General features: G+C 29.1%; 19 protein-coding genes and 1 pseudogene. 3 read left to right on the top strand and 17 right to left on the bottom strand.

Features of this window, described 5'->3' with window-relative positions:
- Positions 1–25 precede the first annotated feature (25 nt).
- Together pglS and AC2FB1_RS02330 are read right to left on the bottom strand one after the other, a co-directional pair.
- On the bottom strand, positions 26–1,072 hold the full coding sequence (gene pglS / locus AC2FB1_RS02335) for a 6-phosphogluconolactonase (protein WP_490673671.1): 1,047 nt from the start codon (positions 1,070–1,072) through the stop codon (positions 26–28).
- Between the two features lie 123 nt (positions 1,073–1,195).
- A complete protein-coding gene (locus tag AC2FB1_RS02330) occupies positions 1,196–1,369 on the bottom strand; it encodes a hypothetical protein (protein ID WP_490673670.1) in 174 nt (57 codons plus the stop codon).
- A gap of 251 nt (positions 1,370–1,620) precedes the next feature.
- Between AC2FB1_RS02330 and AC2FB1_RS02325 the strand changes: the two genes are divergently transcribed.
- Positions 1,621–2,661, top strand: coding sequence for a C45 family autoproteolytic acyltransferase/hydrolase (locus AC2FB1_RS02325; RefSeq protein WP_490673669.1), 1,041 nt, complete (start codon positions 1,621–1,623; stop codon positions 2,659–2,661).
- Positions 2,662–2,724: 63 nt separating this feature from the next.
- On the opposite strand, the gene AC2FB1_RS02320 is transcribed toward AC2FB1_RS02325, so the two are convergent.
- The 10 genes from AC2FB1_RS02320 to AC2FB1_RS02275 all read right to left on the bottom strand — a co-directional run bounded on the left by AC2FB1_RS02320 (position 2,725) and on the right by AC2FB1_RS02275 (position 9,000).
- Positions 2,725–3,567 (bottom strand): DUF4097 family beta strand repeat-containing protein, encoded by an 843-nt coding sequence (locus tag AC2FB1_RS02320; protein WP_490673668.1) that lies wholly within the window; start codon positions 3,565–3,567, stop codon positions 2,725–2,727.
- Complete coding sequence (locus tag AC2FB1_RS02315) at positions 3,567–4,121, bottom strand: HAAS signaling domain-containing protein (RefSeq protein WP_490673667.1); 555 nt, start codon at positions 4,119–4,121, stop codon at positions 3,567–3,569. The genes AC2FB1_RS02320 and AC2FB1_RS02315 overlap by 1 nt, the downstream gene beginning before the upstream one ends.
- A gap of 48 nt (positions 4,122–4,169) precedes the next feature.
- Positions 4,170–4,655 (bottom strand): hypothetical protein, encoded by a 486-nt coding sequence (locus AC2FB1_RS02310; protein WP_490673666.1) that lies wholly within the window; start codon positions 4,653–4,655, stop codon positions 4,170–4,172.
- A gap of 149 nt (positions 4,656–4,804) precedes the next feature.
- Entirely contained in the window at positions 4,805–5,533 is a 729-nt protein-coding gene (gene pmtD, locus AC2FB1_RS02305; protein ID WP_490673665.1) for a phenol-soluble modulin export ABC transporter permease subunit PmtD, read from the bottom strand.
- Positions 5,534–6,406 (bottom strand): phenol-soluble modulin export ABC transporter ATP-binding protein PmtC, encoded by an 873-nt coding sequence (gene pmtC / locus AC2FB1_RS02300; protein ID WP_490673664.1) that lies wholly within the window; start codon positions 6,404–6,406, stop codon positions 5,534–5,536. It lies immediately after the preceding gene.
- Positions 6,407–6,422: 16 nt separating this feature from the next.
- Positions 6,423–7,085 carry a phenol-soluble modulin export ABC transporter permease subunit PmtB gene (gene pmtB, locus AC2FB1_RS02295; RefSeq protein WP_490673661.1) on the bottom strand — a complete coding sequence of 221 codons (663 nt, stop codon included), beginning with the start codon at positions 7,083–7,085 and terminating at the stop codon, positions 6,423–6,425.
- Positions 7,082–7,981 (bottom strand): phenol-soluble modulin export ABC transporter ATP-binding protein PmtA, encoded by a 900-nt coding sequence (gene pmtA, locus AC2FB1_RS02290; RefSeq protein WP_490673660.1) that lies wholly within the window; start codon positions 7,979–7,981, stop codon positions 7,082–7,084. Before pmtA ends, pmtB begins: the two co-directional genes overlap by 4 nt.
- Positions 7,978–8,358: a PSM export ABC transporter transcriptional regulator PmtR gene (gene pmtR / locus AC2FB1_RS02285; protein ID WP_490673659.1), complete on the bottom strand. Its 381-nt coding sequence runs from the start codon at positions 8,356–8,358 to the stop codon at positions 7,978–7,980. The genes pmtA and pmtR overlap by 4 nt, the downstream gene beginning before the upstream one ends.
- A gap of 188 nt (positions 8,359–8,546) precedes the next feature.
- Positions 8,547–8,723 (bottom strand): SE1626 family protein, encoded by a 177-nt coding sequence (locus AC2FB1_RS02280; RefSeq protein WP_002455099.1) that lies wholly within the window; start codon positions 8,721–8,723, stop codon positions 8,547–8,549.
- Positions 8,724–8,904: 181 nt separating this feature from the next.
- On the bottom strand, positions 8,905–9,000 hold the full coding sequence (locus tag AC2FB1_RS02275) for a Trp-rich small protein (protein ID WP_490673658.1): 96 nt from the start codon (positions 8,998–9,000) through the stop codon (positions 8,905–8,907).
- 192 nt (positions 9,001–9,192) lie between these two features.
- Here AC2FB1_RS02275 and AC2FB1_RS02270 point away from each other — a divergent pair, with 192 nt between their 5' ends.
- Positions 9,193–10,479, top strand: coding sequence for an aminotransferase class I/II-fold pyridoxal phosphate-dependent enzyme (locus AC2FB1_RS02270; RefSeq protein WP_490673657.1), 1,287 nt, complete (start codon positions 9,193–9,195; stop codon positions 10,477–10,479).
- A 50-nt stretch (positions 10,480–10,529) separates the two neighbouring features.
- On the opposite strand, the gene AC2FB1_RS02265 is transcribed toward AC2FB1_RS02270, so the two are convergent.
- The 4 genes and pseudogenes from AC2FB1_RS02265 to groES form a co-directional block, all read right to left on the bottom strand.
- On the bottom strand, positions 10,530–11,201 hold the full coding sequence (locus AC2FB1_RS02265; protein ID WP_490673656.1) for a type 1 glutamine amidotransferase: 672 nt from the start codon (positions 11,199–11,201) through the stop codon (positions 10,530–10,532).
- 370 nt (positions 11,202–11,571) lie between these two features.
- Positions 11,572–11,850, bottom strand: a pseudogene (locus AC2FB1_RS02260) (NAD-dependent epimerase/dehydratase family protein); the annotation flags it as partial.
- A gap of 607 nt (positions 11,851–12,457) precedes the next feature.
- Positions 12,458–14,077 carry a chaperonin GroEL gene (gene groL, locus AC2FB1_RS02255; RefSeq protein ID WP_490673655.1) on the bottom strand — a complete coding sequence of 540 codons (1,620 nt, stop codon included), beginning with the start codon at positions 14,075–14,077 and terminating at the stop codon, positions 12,458–12,460.
- Positions 14,078–14,135: 58 nt separating this feature from the next.
- Complete coding sequence (gene groES, locus AC2FB1_RS02250) at positions 14,136–14,423, bottom strand: co-chaperone GroES (RefSeq protein ID WP_490673654.1); 288 nt, start codon at positions 14,421–14,423, stop codon at positions 14,136–14,138.
- Between the two features lie 172 nt (positions 14,424–14,595).
- On the opposite strand from groES, the gene mroQ reads away from it, so the two are divergent.
- On the top strand, positions 14,596–15,336 hold the full coding sequence (mroQ, locus tag AC2FB1_RS02245) for an intramembrane glutamic endopeptidase MroQ (protein ID WP_490673653.1): 741 nt from the start codon (positions 14,596–14,598) through the stop codon (positions 15,334–15,336).
- 346 nt (positions 15,337–15,682) lie between these two features.
- Here mroQ and AC2FB1_RS02240 read toward each other — a convergent pair.
- The coding region (locus AC2FB1_RS02240; RefSeq protein WP_490673652.1) for an SdrH family protein at positions 15,683–16,883 on the bottom strand (1,201 nt) is incomplete at its 5' end.

The raw sequence follows: 16,883 nt of genomic DNA, 5'->3' as shown, positions 1-16,883 counted from the left end.
TACACATTATAGGGATGATTTTTATCTATAGCGATGGATTTAAGAAATCAACAAATACGCCTTCAGGTGCAGTATATTGATTGTCAGTAGCAGTCAACATACCACTTTGTGTATCACGTCTAAATACTGTCAAAACGTATTCTCCTTCTTGATGTGCACATACAAGGTATTCATCAGATTCAGTTATATTGAAATCTCTCGGAAATTCTCCCCCACTTTTTACTATTTCAACTGGGTTGATTCCTTTTCCATCATCGACTACTGTAAATATTGCTATACTATCATGTCCCCGATTACTAATATATAGATTTTGTTCGTCGTGGGAAAGTCTCACAGCTGCTAATTTAGTTTCTCCAGTGAAATCTTCAGGAATTGTTAAATGACGTTCAATTTCCTCAAATTTTCCGTCATGATATTGTACGACGCTTACTCTATTAGATAATTCATGAACAACATACGCGTATTTTCCATTATTATGGAACTCAATATGACGTGGTCCATCTTCAGTATGAAATTCTGATACCGCATGTTCTTTAAAACCTTCAACTCCGAATGTATATGTTACAATTTTATCTGCACCTAAATCAGTCACAGCTACATATTTATGGTCAGGAGTTTCTTTAATGAAATGAACATGATTATGATCTTGACGTTCATGTGTTCCAGTTGGATAACTATGTTCTAACTCTTCAATTAATTTTACCACTTCGCCTGTGTCAGGATTAAGTTGATATATACGTGCTATTCCAGCAGTATAAACCGCTTCAAACAAGAAGTTATAATCACTTGAAACAGAAATATAACAACCTGTTCCGTTCTCTGAATCTAAACACTTATTAATAAGTGTAAGTTGACCATCCTCATCTTTTTTAAATGCAGCTATGCCACATGCCTCATTCTCTTTAGTAATTGCATACAAAAATTGTTCGGTTTGTGCAAGATACGTAGATGCTTCGATATCATAACCTGTATCTACTGATTGTATTTCTCCACTATCTTCATTAAGTTCGAATAAATATATACCCTTACCTTCCTTTTTTGTATAAGACCCAATATAACCTTTGGTTGTCATTCCAATGCCTCCATTATATTCAATATATTTAAATTTTATATTAGCTAACAGTATTTATTTTAGAGTAATAAAAAAAACCAGTAACTTCAAATGAAATTACTGGAATATTTCCATATCTTTTAATTAAGCGTTATTACTTTCAATATCAGATACGATTTCTTTTGTTTTTCTTTCGATATCTTCAAAGTCTTTTTTGAAAATAAAGCCAAATACTACTACTACCACGCCAACAACTAATGCTGTAATAGCTGTAAAGCTTAATAAGAATTTAAATAAACCTTTAATAAAATTCCACATTTATCTTTCACCTCTGTACTTAAAATAAATACGTTTACATTAATTAATTTTACCATAGTTAACGTTATGATTAAACATATACCTTTTTATATATTATTCAAACCTAAAATTAAAGATTTTTTTAAAATCAAAATATTTTAACAAATTACTTTATTTTTAATGATATAGTGGATTTCTATCATATGACTTTAAATTCAATTTAAACTATTGTTCAATATAAATTATAAAAACAAATGGCAGGAGGATTTTTGATGCAAAAAGTTAAGTCAGATATTATGACCTTTCGTGGATCTCATTTTGATTTAGGTATTAAAACTGCTCAATGGTTAAAACAGACGCTCTTATTAGAAAATAGAGAACGTGAATGGAAAAAGCGTATGCCTCGTTTTGACATTGATGTTAATGAAACTTACAGTATTTTCCAAATGTATGCACCAAAAATATGGGAAGAATTATTAGGAATGCAAGAGATTTTAAATTTACCGACTAAACAAATGATTTTAAATTTTGGTCACTATCGTTTTACTGATTTAAAAGAAAGTGGCTGTACGATTTTTCAAGGGAAAGATTATATGGTTCGTAACTATGATTATCACCCTTCTACATATGACGGTAGATACCTTCTATATCAACCGAACGATGGTGGGCTCGCACAAATAGGTCCAACTTCTAGAGTCACCGGACGAATGGATGGTATGAATGAAGCAGGTCTTGTGATGGGATATAATTTTATGCACCGTAAGCATCCTGCAAATGGATTTGTATGTTATATGGTAGGACGACTTATCTTAGAATATTGTAAAGACGTAAAAGAGGCAATTCAATTTCTAAAAGAGTTACCCCATAGAAGTTCATTTAGTTATATTTTAATGGATAAGCATCTAAATCATGCAATTGTAGAAATTACGCCACGCTCATTTGATGTTAGATATGATAAAGTTTGTACTAATCACTTTGAAATATTGACACACGAAAATCGTAACTATACTAAAGAATCTAGAGAACGTCTTAAGCGTACAATTAGTCAAACTTCACAAGATTTAGATAAACATACTGCTTTTAAACTTTTTAACGATCCTAAATATGAAATTTATAGTAAGTTGTTTAAAAGTTGGTCGGGAACGATTCATACATCAATGTATGAACCTAAATATTTAAAGGCTTGGATGACATTAGGTGAGAATAAACCACCTCTTTCCATTGACTTTCAATCATGGTTAGATGGTAATGACCTTGACTTAACAGAATTTACTGGACGACTAGATACTTCTTTAACTTTTGCTACGCATTAATAAAAAAGATTAGACAAACGTTTTAAATTTTAATTAGTAAACGTTTGTCTAATCTTTTTCATACTATTTAATATTTATATCACCTTTAATATTGTAACACTCTATAATATTACGACTATTACCTACTTTACTATCTTTAAAATAAGGATTCTTAATGTTACTTTCACCCATTCCAGGATGTAGTTTTAACAAGGTGTCTTCAGGCTTAGTTTTATAATCAATATTTATATCACCTTTTTTACTTGAACACTTCATATCAATTTGACTTGGCATGTTTTTAAAATCAAGTTTTCCTTCGTCTGAAATGAATAATCCATTTTTTAACGTAGAATTATTCACCAAAATATTAGAGTTTTTTACTTTAAATTGACTATTTTTAATGTCACTATTCATAATATTAATTCTTCCATGATCACTATAATAATCTATATGATCTAGCTTAGCTTCTTTAATATTTAAATTTTCTCCATCTTTTCTAATTCTAGCTTTTTTAATATCTATATTATTGATATTTAATTTTCCTAACTTAGCATCAATGTTTAACTGTTTTAATTTATCAGGTGGAATGGTTATATGTATGTTGAACTTACTTCTTTTAAAAGGATTTAAATTAAAACTATATCCTCTTTTAGATGAACGTGATTCTTTAACATTTAAGCTATTTTTTTGAGTGTTCACTTTAATACTATTGTCCCCATAATATTTCACTCTAAATACAGGTCCTTGACTAATAGTGATATCAGAACTATAACTATCTATATTTAATTTTGAGATAGCTGACTGATGAAACGTTTCATTATATTTTAGTCGTTTATATATACCTTTATCATGAACAAACCATACTAATGTTGCTGCTATAAAAAAACCAACAAATATAACTAATCCACTTATTGTTAATTTTTTCATCATTGGATTCTTCCTTTAATTATTTTTATATACCATGACAAATATTTCAAAACAAGTTTATATAAATTTTGAACAATCTTTATTATTGCAACTAACACTAGAATACCTATACCAGCATAAGAAATACTGTAAAGAAAATTACTAAATGAGTCAGGAGTATCTTTAAGAATACTAATAATAATTAATAAAATAGGTAAACACGTAAGCACAATTGAAATGACGAAAATAAAGGCTAAAAATATTAAAAATATAACGATTGGAATAACAATTAGAAAAAACGAAATAACACCCAAACTTAATGATGCCATAATAGCTTTTATAATATTGCGAAAACTAGGTGTAACTTTAGCATGTGAGATTGCTTCTTTAGCTTTTACTTCTTTTCCAATAGCATAAGGATTTTTTAAATCATCTAATATTTGAGCATCTGTTTTGCCTTTTGTTTCTTGATTATAGAAAATATCTTCATATTCATTCATCACTTTATCTTTTTCTTTACGTGGTAAATCATCAAGCTCCGTTTCTAGTTCATTCAAAAAAGTAATTTTGTCCATTTCTATTTCACATACTTTCTTAACATATAAATTTAATTTTATTAGCTATCAACGACTAAAGATTTCAATTCGCTTAACGATATTATCTTTATATAAAATTGATAATTTCATGTGATGCTCTTTATCAAGATATACTAAAGCATCATAACCTTTACCTATCTTATCTTTATCATAATTATCTCCTAGATTATCTATAACTACATCAATTTGGTCTCCTATATGAACACCAAAATTTGTATTAACAGAAGTATCTTTAACTAATATAATTCCTTTAACTTTATGATGCTTTTCCTTCACTTTTATGGTTAAATTTGTGTGTTTCTTATGATTATAAAAAACATATCTATCTATTTTCACATGCTTATTTAAACTATATTCTGAGTTATCAAATGTTTCATTAAGCTTCAAATGATTTATTTCTACGTCACTTAAATCAACCGTTTTTTCATTGTTATAAATTGTCAATCCTAGGACAACTAAAAAAGAAATGACAATAAATAAAAATGAGATAACCCATCTATTTTTAATATGCAATAGGATCACCACTTATGTACTTGTTTTTTTAAATATATCATAACTAAGATTATCTTCACAAAAATTATTAAATCCTCTTACAATGCATATAAAAACTGGCAACAAAAATTAAATATATTGTCGCCAGTTTAATTAAAAAATTTATTAAATTAAATGTCTCGTTTAGCACTATAAAGTACATTAGCAATAAATAAGATAACGATAGATGCAATAGAGATGAACCATTGCCAATTCGTAAATTTAATAGTATCTGATGATGATTTTTCTGTTAAGTAACTAAAAGGTATATATTTAAGTGATTTTTGAATATTATCTCCCCATTCAGGAATTAAACCTAAAAATGGCTGTAAAAATGGTACGATAAATACTAAAAAAATACCTAAAGTAAAAATCACTGCTGGTTTTTGAACAATTAAAGTAATTAAGAACAATAATAGCCCAAAAAATAGTAAAAAGATAAGATAGAACCAAATATTCGTTAAGAATTTATCTCCATTTAAATTTTTACCATCTGTCAAAGCTTGAATAACTACAAGGGTAATATACGTAATCAGTGTAAATATGAACGAAAAGATAATAATTGAAATTGTTTTTGCTATCACATAACCTACTCTATTTTTCACTTTATTCATATAAAGTTGAATCGTTCCTTGAGAGTAATCACGTGTAATTGTTTTAATAACAACAAGTAAACCAAAGAATAGAAACATCCAATTTGCCATTGGTAATATCATAGAATAATCGACTTTATCATTATTTTTGGCTAATAACACAGTCATCGCTATTATGATACCCCAGATACATATAAGCGCGATGTATGTTAAATAACTTTTAAAGAAACTTAAAATATCATATTTAACTAATTGTAAACTTTTCATTTAATGGTCACCTCTTTGATTAATATTAAAGTACGTATCTCGAAGGGAACTTTTACGTGTTTCAATATATTTAGGATACACATTAATATGTGCAAGCGATTTAAGCAATGCTTGATAATCTCGTTGAGCTTTAATAAGAATTACTCCATTTTGTTTATAAGAATGAATAACATTAAAATGTTCTTTTAAATAATTCAACGCATGATCAAAATCATCATTGCCCAATGTAATAGAAGTACTTTCTTCTGTACTACCATCTTTCATATTGACATCTTGAACGAAATTTCCATCTCTTAAAAAGACAGCTCTATCACAAATTAATTCAATATCTTCTAATTTATGACTTGAGATAAGAATTTTCATATCTAATTCATTTACCAAAGATTGGATAGTTTCTAAAACATCAATTGAACCATCTGGATCCATGCCATTTGTAGGTTCATCCAAAATAAGATATTTTGGTTTATTCATTAATGAGACGGCAATCGCTAACTTTTGTTTCATACCCATTGAATACTTTTTAACTTTTTTCTTAATATAAGGACGCATGCCAAAAGCATCAATAATTTTATCTGAATATGCTTTATCAAATCCTTGACCGAGCACTTGAGCAAAGAGTCTTAAATTATAAAGACCCGTTTTATTATCATAAAGTTTTGGATGTTCAATGAGATAGCCAATATTTTCATTATCTTTTAAATTAACTTTACCTTTGTAATTAATAATATTTCCATTCATAACTTTCATTAGTGTAGTTTTACCCACACCGTTTTTACCAATGAGTCCTACAATTTTGCTATCTCCAAAATCAAAATCTATATGGTCTAATACATTATTATTACCATACGTTTTAGTAATATTTTCTAATTTCATAAAAGCCCTCCTTATTCTAACTACGATTAATGCGTGCTAATTGAATAAAATAATTTATAACTAGCCAAATCACACTTATAATAACCAATCCAATACTTAAATATTTATTAAATATATTTAAATCAAGTGCATTATGAAAGATAAATAAATTAATAGCTAAAAAGATAAATGCAATTGCCATCGGTATAACCAGCATCATTAAAATGATATAAACAGTGTATGAAATATATTCTCTTTTTCTTTCTGTACTTTTACTAAAGGCAATAGGAATACTAAATAAATTTACACTCAAAAATGAAAGTGCTGTTGAATAACGCAACTCGTTTACCTGAATATTTGTTGATTGAAAATTATATAATCCAATAATCAATGTTCCTAAAACCGTTAATATTATACATGTTAAATAATTCGCATTAAGCAATTCTTTCTTAGTTATTGGCAAACTTTCATAGAAAAGATAAGCTTCTTTTCCACCTAACCTTCTATGTACTCTAAATAATTGACCTGAATCTAAGATGCTTATAATCATTAATGTAATGGCAAGTGGTATATAAAAAGCAAAGCCATAACTTGTTTTTGAAAAAAATAGTGTATAAATAGGATTAATAACAATAAGCACTAAATAAATGATAAGTGTCCAATACCTTAACTTAAAATTTCTTATTAAAAGTTGCTTCATGCCATCAACCCATTTCTATTTTGAGTTTGAACGTCATTGGTTTCTTTAATTTTCTCAAGATAAATCATTAGTTCTTCAATTGTTGGATGCTTTATTTCTACTTGATTTCCAAATAGTTCCTTAAATACTTGGCCTTGCTTTGTAAAACCAACATAACCTGTATGTTTTTCTTCTTTATATAAAAGGAGTTGATTTAATTCATCATCTAAATCCTTAGTATCGCCTTTTATAATAAAATAATCCTCTTTTATATCATCACAATAACCTTCAAGTACAAGATTACCTGTTTTTATATATACAAGATAGTCAGCTATTTTTTCTAAGTCAGAAATAATATGGGTAGAAATAAAAACAGTTTTATTTTCATCTATTAATTCTTGTTGAAGTATTTCTAGGACTTCATTTCTTACAATGGGGTCTAAACCTGCTGTTGGTTCATCCAATATAAATAACTCGGCATGGTGACTTAAAGCAATTGCTAAAGATAACTTCATTTTCATTCCACTAGAGAAATGTTTAATTTTAAGATGACTTGGTATATTGAATTGCTTTAAATATTGATGAAATATATGACTATCCCACCTAGAATAAAAAGGAGAAATAATATTTTCTAGTTTTTTTATATTCCATTGTTGGTTAAAATATATCTCTGAGTATACAAAGCCAATTTTATTTTTTATCCATTTTGCTGATTCATTCATTTGTCGTCCTAAAATTTTAATTTCTCCAGTATTAGGTTCAAGTAAGTCCATTATTAATCGAATCATTGTTGTCTTTCCTGCACCATTACTCCCAATAAAGCCTGTAACAAATCCTTGAGGAATAGTAAATGAAAGATTTTCAATTTGGAAAGTTTTAGTGTTATAACTTACATGTTCAACTTCTATCGCTTTCATTCATCTTCCTCCTCGTAAATTAAAGCTAACACTTCATTCAATTCTTTTAGAGGCATACCAATTGTTTTGGCTTCTTTTACCATTGAACGTGCAAGATTTTCAATTACAAAAAATTGTTTTTCTTTTAGAATTGAACTATCTTGTTCTTTTACAAATGTTCCTTTACCTCTTATTGTTGTGACAAACCCTTCTTTTTCTAAATCTTCATAGGCACGCTTTGTTGTAATTAAACTTACTTGTAAATCCTTAGCTAGTTCTCTCATAGATGGTAAGTGACTACCAGCTTCAACATAACCTTTTAATATATTTTCTTTAATTTGTTGCTTTATTTGTTCATAAATGGGCTGTTCACTGGTATTTTTCAAAATAACTTTCATTGATGTCCCCCTTAAAAACTGTATATAATTAATATACACAGTATATACAGGTTTGTAAAGAATAACAATAAAAATAAGATTGAATATGTACTCATGTGGTAAAAATTGTATATATATTACAAATACAGTTAAACAAAAAAACTATGATACGACATTAAATTGGTAATGGCATCATAGTTTTTTATGGATTACTTTTTATTTTTACGTCTGTCATTGCTACGATTAATAAATGCACATATCATAAACATAATGGCAGCTAATAATAACTTTATACCTTGACTTTCGTGTCCTGTAGCTTGTAGATAATATCCAATGACAAACAAAACAATAGCTAAACCTACAAAAATTTTTGTTAGGTGTTTCATCATTTTTTAGTCACCTCGTTATTGTAATTATATCAAATTTATTATTTTCTATGTATTAATCATTAATTTGATTAAAATTGAATTGTATATATCTTATGTTAAAATACATGTGTATCCATAAATTAAACGGCACACCCCTAACTCGCCACAACAAGTTAGGGATTTTTTGTGTAAGGTCATCTTATTTATTTTTCCACTTTGTTTCTAACCATACTCTAAATATAACAAGAATACTCCCTGTTATCAGTGTAACTAAACCTTCTAATAACCACGACATTACACTACACCTCCACAAAGTAAAGTGTCATATCTCATGATGACCTAAATATATTTTAACATATAAACAGAACGTATGTTCTTATTTTGGATGATATTCTTTTTTTATCTATTTTCTATTAGAAAACTTTATATTTTTTTAAATTCAAGATAATATATAATGTGAATAACAATTTAAAGCGAGGTTATGAATATGAACCCTTTAGCACAAAAGTTAAATGATCAATTAGTCGACGAAAGTCCTGCAATATTAAGTATGTTATCAGATTTAGGTCAATCTATGTTCTATCCAAAAGGTATTTTGTCTCAATCTGCAGAAGCTAAAGCAACAAAATACAATGCAACAATTGGTATGGCAACTAATGACAAAGGAAAAATGTATGCAGACACGTTATTTGATGTCTATAATCATCTTTCTCCTGATGAAATTTTCCCATATGCTCCACCACAAGGGATTGAATCTTTAAGAGATGTATGGCAACAAAAAATGTTAAAAGAAAATCCTGATTTAACAGCTTCATCTATAAGCCGTCCAATTGTGACGAATGCATTAACACATGGTTTATCTTTAGTTGCTGATTTATTTGTCAATGCTGAAGATACAATTTTATTACCAACACATAATTGGGGTAACTATAAACTTATTTTTAATACAAGACACAATGCAAATATTGAAACTTATACTATTTTTGATCAAGATGGACATTATACAACGAACTCTCTTGTATCTACTTTAGATAACTTCAAACAAGATAAAGCAATTATTATCTTAAATTATCCTAATAATCCAACAGGCTATACACCTAATACTGATGAAGTTCATACCATTGTCTCAGCAATTAAACGCCTATCAGAAAAAGGCACTAAAGTAATTACAGTTGTCGATGATGCATACTATGGTTTATTTTACGAAGATGTCTATTCACAATCTATTTTCACTGCTATAACTCAATTAGATTCAAAAAATATTTTACCAATACGCCTTGACGGTGCAACAAAAGAATTTTTTGCATGGGGGTTACGTGTTGGCTTCCTCACATTTGGTTTAAGTAATCAAACAGCTAAAGACGTATTAGAGGCTAAAGTAAAAGGATTAATTAGAAGTAATATCTCAAGTGGAGCAATGCCTTCTCAAAGTGCAATTAAATATGTACTTGAGAATCATGAACAATTTGATAAAGAAATTCAAGATAATGTAAAAACATTACAAGAGCGTTATGAAGTAACAAAAGAAGTAGTTTACGATAAAAAATATAAACAATATTGGCAAGCATATGATTTCAATTCTGGATATTTTATGGCACTTAAAGTAATAGGGGTTAATCCTGAAGAACTTCGTGTTCATTTAATTGATAACTATTCAATCGGTATTATTGCACTTAATGATACAGATATTCGTATTGCTTTTAGTTGCGTTGAAAAAAATGATATTCCACATGTTTTTGATTCAATTGCTAAAGCAATTGATGACTTAAAATAATTAATTAGTAAAATAGCGAGAAACATTTCGACTATGTCTCTCGCTATTTTTTAGTGACTTGTAATAAAATCCAACATTTTAAACATCACTTTTTTATTTTCTATTGGTACTTCTTGATTAATAATTTGTGCAGGTGTTTGCTTTAACACAGAGTCAACCACATATGAGGCATCATTTATAACGATTTCTTTTATATCATTAGATGCTGGCTCAAAATGAAATTGTAAGCCTATAATATTTTCATTTAAAATAAATCCTTGATTTTTTAAATATTGACTTGAAAATAATAATTGAGCATTTTCAGGAATATAAAATGTTTCTTCATGCCAATGTAACGCTATCAGTTCTTTTGGAATATCAGGAATGATAGATGACTCGAGATATACCTTTCCCCACCCCACTTCTTTCACAGGAGATTTAGTGACTGTATATCCAAGTGCTTTTGTAATTTGTTGAGCACCAAAGCATGCACCAAATATTGGTTTATTTTGTTGCATTAAATTTCTAATTAATTCTCTTTCTTCAAGAATCCATTTATCACCATCATTCGGACTCATTGGTCCACCTAAAATAACAAGTAAATCTGTTTCTTCGTCACTAGGTAGTATGCCACCATTAAAATAAGGATGGTAAGTAAAAAGTTCATGATGATGCTCAATAGCCCAATCTCTAATTACTCCAGGACCCTCATTAGGTGTGTGCTGTAGAATGTTAATTCTCATTGATGATCCTCCTTTAAAATGTATTATCGAAATACTTCATTTAATTACATTATACTTCAATTTTTATTAATTTATATATATTAGTTGTTTAATAAACGTTATAATCATATGTTTATTTTAGTAAATAATTATCAATAAAAAATAGCCTAAGACATAATGAATTGTCTTAGACATTTTTAAACGTTAGCCATCGATGATTGAGTTGATAATACACTTGTACCAAGCTTTTTTCAATGCTAGTAAGAACAAAAAAATCTCTGTTCAACATAAGTTGGGAATTCGAATCCAAGATGTGACGACCAATTCAAAGTGAATTCTGTCTTACTCTTCCTAATATAAAGAATTATTACTTATTTAACATGACTTTAAACTACTTAATAGGATTCATTCCATCCTTCCATGTAGTATAAATCAATGTTCCACCTTGTTCTTTGAATTTTTTATTACTTGCACCACGTTCGAAAGAAGGTGCAGATTCAATATTTATATTAGGATTAACATTTAATAAATTTGCATACCATTCAGCAAATTCATCACCTTCAACGGGATCATCATCAACGATATTATAAACACCTGAGTCAAAGTTTAAAGCTTGAATCGCTATTTCTACTGCATCATCTATGTGAATAAATGATTGAATACCATCATTATAGATAAAGTGGTTGCGATCCATCCTAATATTTCTTCATATTTTTTTGACATTACAATTTCTCTTTATTTTTCTTGTATTTTAACACTCTATATAACTAAAAAGCTCGATTATTTTACGAAATTTTATTATAGGTTTTGGTTCAATCAGTCAAACACAACATGTGGCGTGATAAACTTGTCAATAAATTTATCAATCATGTGCTGACTCAGTTTTAAAATATAATTAAATTTATCTTTAACCTCCAAAAATATATCACAAAGTGAACTGTCTTCATAAATGTCGTTGATAATATGATTGTCTATATCTTGACTATGATTCCTTGTCCACCTATCTATTTATGTTTATTAATATAATTAATTGTACAGCGTGTCATTAAAACAAGTAATGTTTATTCAAAGCCATATTGAACTTTTAAGAACTTATACAAAAAAAGACGTTTTCCAAAAGTTTTGAAACTCATGGAAAACGTCAATAAAGAATTATTTTAATGTCCGATAGGTTTGAATGAATCTATCGGTATTTTATTATATTTTTAAATTTTCTATGACCAAATTATGACCATTGGATATCGTAAACATTGATTTTACATTGTTTAATGGTCTTTTTACATCATTCCTGGCATGCCACCCATTGCAGCATTATCGTTGCTTTCTGGTTCTGGAATATTTGCAACTACCGCTTCAGTAGTTAAGAACATTGCAGCAACACTTGCAGCATGTTGTAAAGCTGAACGTGTTACTTTAGTAGGATCGACTATGCCTTCTTCAAGCATATTTACCCAATCATTTGTAGCAGCATTGAATCCAATACCAGCGTCAGCATGTTTAAGTCTTTCAACAATGACTGATCCTTCTAATCCAGCATTTTCAGCAATTTGACGCACCGGTGCAGATAAAGCTTTAAGAACTATATTAACACCTGTCGCAACATCACCTTCTGCTTCTATTTCTTCTACTTTATTATATATATTAACTAATGCTGTACCGCCACCTGCGACAATACCTTCTTCAACTGCAGCACGTGTAGAATTTAATGCATCTTCAATACGTAATTTGCGTTCTTTTAATTCAGTTTCAGAGGCAGCACCAACTTTAATGACTGCTACGCCACCAGCTAATTTAGCAAGACGTTCTTGTAATTTTTCTCTATCAAAGTCCGAATCTGTTTCTTCTATTTGTGATTTAATTTGACTTACACGTGCATCAATACTGTTATCGTCTCCATCACCATCTACAACAGTTGTATTATCTTTTGTTACTTCTACTTTATTTGCAGTACCTAACATATCGATAGAAGCATCTTTTAACTCTAAGCCTAAATCGTCAGTAATCACTGTGGCACCTGTCAAGATTGCTAAATCTTCTAACATTGCTTTACGACGATCACCAAATCCAGGCGCTTTAACAGCTACAGCAGTAAAAGTACCTCTCATTCGATTTAATACAATATTAGTTAATGCATCCCCTTCAACTTCATCTGCCACGATTAAAATTGGTCGACTTGATTGAACAACTTGTTCTAATAAAGGTAGTATATCTTGGAATGATGAAATTTTCTTATCTGTAACTAAAATATATGGTCTTTCTAATTCAGCAATCATTTTATCAGAATCTGTTACCATATATGGAGATTGATACCCTCTATCAAATTGCATACCTTCTACAACTTCTAATTCCGTATCAAGTCCATTAGATTCTTCAATTGTAATAACACCGTCATTACCTACTTTGTCCATTGCTTCAGAAATATATTTACCAATTTCTTCATCCGCAGCAGAAATTGCGCCTACCTGTGCGATTTCATTTTTATTTTCAACTTTTTGAGAAATATCATGTAATGCTTCAACTGCTACTCTTACTGCTTTATCAATACCTTCACGTAAACCAACTGGATTTGCACCACTTGTTACATTTTTTAAACCTTCTTGAATCATTGCTTGTGCCAATACTGTAGCAGTTGTAGTACCATCACCAGCAATTTCATTTGTTTTATTTGCAACTTCTTGAACTAATTTTGCGCCCATATTTTCATATGGGTCTTCTAATTCAATTTCTTTAGCAATTGTTACACCATCATTTGTAATTAAAGGTGCAACATATTCTTTATCTAATACAACATTTCGACCTTTAGGACCAATTGTTACTTTAACAGCGTTTGCTAATTTATCCACACCACGTAACATTGCTTGTCGTGCATCTTCTGAAAATTTAAGATCTTTAGCCATTTATACAACCTCCAATAATATAAATCATGTTTTTTTGACAATTTTTATATTGTTATTTTTACTTTTCTATAATTGCTAATATATCTTCTACATTTAAAATTAAATAGGTTTCTTCTCCACGTTTAATCTCTGATCCAGCATATTCTTGAAATACTACTGAATCACCTTCTTTTACTTCGGGAGCAACTGTCTCACCATTATCAAGAAGACGTCCGTTGCCTACTGCAACTACAACACCTTCGTTAGATTTTTCTTTTGCGCTATCAGTTAAAACGATTCCACTTTTAGTTGTTTGTTCTTGTTCTTTTCTTTCGATAATCACACGATTTCCTAATGGTTTAAGCATGATTGTTCCTCCTTAGCAGGGTCTATTTAGCACTTTAATATAATGAGTGCTAATCTAATTTTTATAATAATCAAATTTGGTCAATATTTCAAGTAAAAAACTTCTCTTACTTTTACATCTGAGTTTTTTACGATAAAATAATGATTATTGATATTTAATCTGGAGGTTTCAAATGGCAAGAATTTGGGTGGCAATACTAACATTAATTATATATGCTTTAGCACAATTTTTACCCTTAGTTCTAGCACAAACGCCTATATTTAGTCGTTTATCAGGTATGGCTTTAGCTAGAGCTGGTGTATATACTCAAGTTATCTTATTTATAATTGCAGCAATTTTAATTATCTCTCTTCATTTCAACATTAAGAATCCTACAAACTTAGAACAAGGACATAAAGAACCGAAGCGTTATATTATTCCATGGGCTATACTTGGCTTTTTCATAGTTATGTTGTATCAAGTTATTGCTGGAATAATTAATATTTGGATTTTTGGACACCCTCAGCAAAGTCCAAATACGCAACGAATAATGGCTGTAACAAAACAGCTCCCTATTTTTATTATTTTAATCTCGTTTGTAGGCCCTATTTTAGAAGAATATGTATTTAGAAAAGTGTTCTTTGGTGAACTTTATGATCGAATTAAAGGAAATAGAATCATTGCTTTTTTGATTGCTTCTATTATAAGTTCTTTACTCTTTGCTTTAGCCCATAATGATATTAAATTTATTCTTATTTATTTTGGCATGGGAATGATTCTTTCATTAGCCTATACATTAACAAAGAGAATTTCTGTTCCAATACTTATTCATATGCTTCAAAATGGTTTCGTTGTAATAATGCAATTTTTCCTTGGCGATACATTAAATCATTTAAAACAACAAGCCCATTTTATTATTCACTTTTTTAATTAGTTTATTTTTATCTTAATTAAAAAAAACGCTTGGAACATAATGGATTGTTTCAAGCGTTTTTTATGTCGACAGTCGATGACTGAGTTTTAAATGTATTTGTATCAATCTTTTCATCAATACTAGTGGTTCCCAAGCATAAAGCCTTTCAAAAAAAGTCTACATCCAACGAAAGTTGAGGTTCGGAGCCCCAACATAAAGCCTTTCAAAAAAAGTCTACATCCAACGAAAGTTGGGGTTCGGGGCCCCAACATAATGACTTTTTTAAAAAAAGTCTACGTCCAACGAAAGTTGGGGTTCGAAGCCGGTGTGGGATGACGAATCAAAATGAATTTTTTCCCATTCCCTTTTAATTTTTTTTCGTTTTTAAATATTGATATACATAAATTATTAATATAGTAAAAAATATTAAAACTAAAGTAGGAATCAAAATCATACTCAAAGTTTTTGTATATGATTTTGATTCTGTTTTTTTACTAGAAGAAGTAATGACTTCTTTATGTTGTTCTTCCTCAATTTCATTATTATGATTTGTTTTTGGCTTCTTTAAATCCGGCATGGCGCCAATTTCACCTGTAATTAATGATAAAACTTGCTCATCTAAATTTTTATAATATTCTTTAGCATTAAGTGGATTAAAATATTGAAATCTAAAGTATTGAGAATTCTCTTGTAGTGTATTTAGATTTTGATTATCAAATTTTTGTTTTTTAATTAAATGATGAAAATCTTTATTCGTTATCTTTTCACCATTATCATCTAAATGACTAACCTTATTAATAATATAAGGATTATACTTGTAAGCACCTTTTGCATATTGATTAAATCTATTTAAGATATTTTCTGAAAATCTGGACTCTATTTGATATACATTTGAATAAGTGTATTCTTGTTTTCTATCATTTCGGGAATATAGATTATTTTCTTTTGAATGGGCTATTTCAAAATTGTTTTGATTTTTTTCAAATTGGTGTCGTGAAAAAAATTGATTAATCATTGTTTTCGAAAAACTATTTTGAGAATTATTCATTTGATTAGCATTTTTCGAGTAAACATTGGATGAAGTATTCTCTTTATATGGAAGTATCTTCTGATTTTGCTTTGGTTGCGTTGATTTAGAAGTTACATTTTGACGTTCTTTTTGATTAAAAACAGTTGAATCCTGATTGTTTTTATTAGACTTAGTTGTTGAATGATCATTTCGATAATTTTTATTTTTTTGCAATGTTTTATATTTATTATCATCTTTTTTCTCTTTAAAAGATGAAGTATTTTTTTTATTAATATTTCCTATTTCATTATTTTGTTGTTTCTTACCATTAACTTTTTCTTTTGATGGTTCTTCTGGGCTGTTCGTTTCGTCACTCGCTTCATCCGTTTCTTTTGTTGTAGGTTCTTCTCGGCTGTTCGTTTCGTCACTTGCTTCATCCGTTTCTTCTGTTGTAGGTTCTTCTCGGCTGTTCGTTTCGTCGCTCGCTTCATCCGTTTCTTTTGTTGTAGGTTCTTCTCGGCTGTTCGTTTCGTCACTTGCTTCATCCGTTTCTTCTGTT

The organism is Staphylococcus sp. CoH_129_LAB_1, from assembly GCF_058191515.1.
This window is presented reverse-complemented; position numbering and strand designations above follow the sequence as displayed.

Coding starts and splice junctions, on each gene's coding strand:
- pglS (WP_490673671.1), bottom strand. CDS start 1,072: ATGACAACCAAAGGTTATATTGGGTCTTATACAAAAAAGGAAGGTAAG.
- AC2FB1_RS02330 (WP_490673670.1), bottom strand. CDS start 1,369: ATGTGGAATTTTATTAAAGGTTTATTTAAATTCTTATTAAGCTTTACA.
- AC2FB1_RS02325 (WP_490673669.1), top strand. CDS start 1,621: ATGCAAAAAGTTAAGTCAGATATTATGACCTTTCGTGGATCTCATTTT.
- AC2FB1_RS02320 (WP_490673668.1), bottom strand. CDS start 3,567: ATGAAAAAATTAACAATAAGTGGATTAGTTATATTTGTTGGTTTTTTT.
- AC2FB1_RS02315 (WP_490673667.1), bottom strand. CDS start 4,121: ATGGACAAAATTACTTTTTTGAATGAACTAGAAACGGAGCTTGATGAT.
- pmtD (WP_490673665.1), bottom strand. CDS start 5,533: ATGAAAAGTTTACAATTAGTTAAATATGATATTTTAAGTTTCTTTAAA.
- pmtC (WP_490673664.1), bottom strand. CDS start 6,406: ATGAAATTAGAAAATATTACTAAAACGTATGGTAATAATAATGTATTA.
- pmtB (WP_490673661.1), bottom strand. CDS start 7,085: ATGAAGCAACTTTTAATAAGAAATTTTAAGTTAAGGTATTGGACACTT.
- pmtA (WP_490673660.1), bottom strand. CDS start 7,981: ATGAAAGCGATAGAAGTTGAACATGTAAGTTATAACACTAAAACTTTC.
- pmtR (WP_490673659.1), bottom strand. CDS start 8,358: ATGAAAGTTATTTTGAAAAATACCAGTGAACAGCCCATTTATGAACAA.
- AC2FB1_RS02280 (WP_002455099.1), bottom strand. CDS start 8,723: ATGAAACACCTAACAAAAATTTTTGTAGGTTTAGCTATTGTTTTGTTT.
- AC2FB1_RS02275 (WP_490673658.1), bottom strand. CDS start 9,000: ATGTCGTGGTTATTAGAAGGTTTAGTTACACTGATAACAGGGAGTATT.
- AC2FB1_RS02270 (WP_490673657.1), top strand. CDS start 9,193: ATGAACCCTTTAGCACAAAAGTTAAATGATCAATTAGTCGACGAAAGT.
- AC2FB1_RS02265 (WP_490673656.1), bottom strand. CDS start 11,201: ATGAGAATTAACATTCTACAGCACACACCTAATGAGGGTCCTGGAGTA.
- groL (WP_490673655.1), bottom strand. CDS start 14,077: ATGGCTAAAGATCTTAAATTTTCAGAAGATGCACGACAAGCAATGTTA.
- groES (WP_490673654.1), bottom strand. CDS start 14,423: ATGCTTAAACCATTAGGAAATCGTGTGATTATCGAAAGAAAAGAACAA.
- mroQ (WP_490673653.1), top strand. CDS start 14,596: ATGGCAAGAATTTGGGTGGCAATACTAACATTAATTATATATGCTTTA.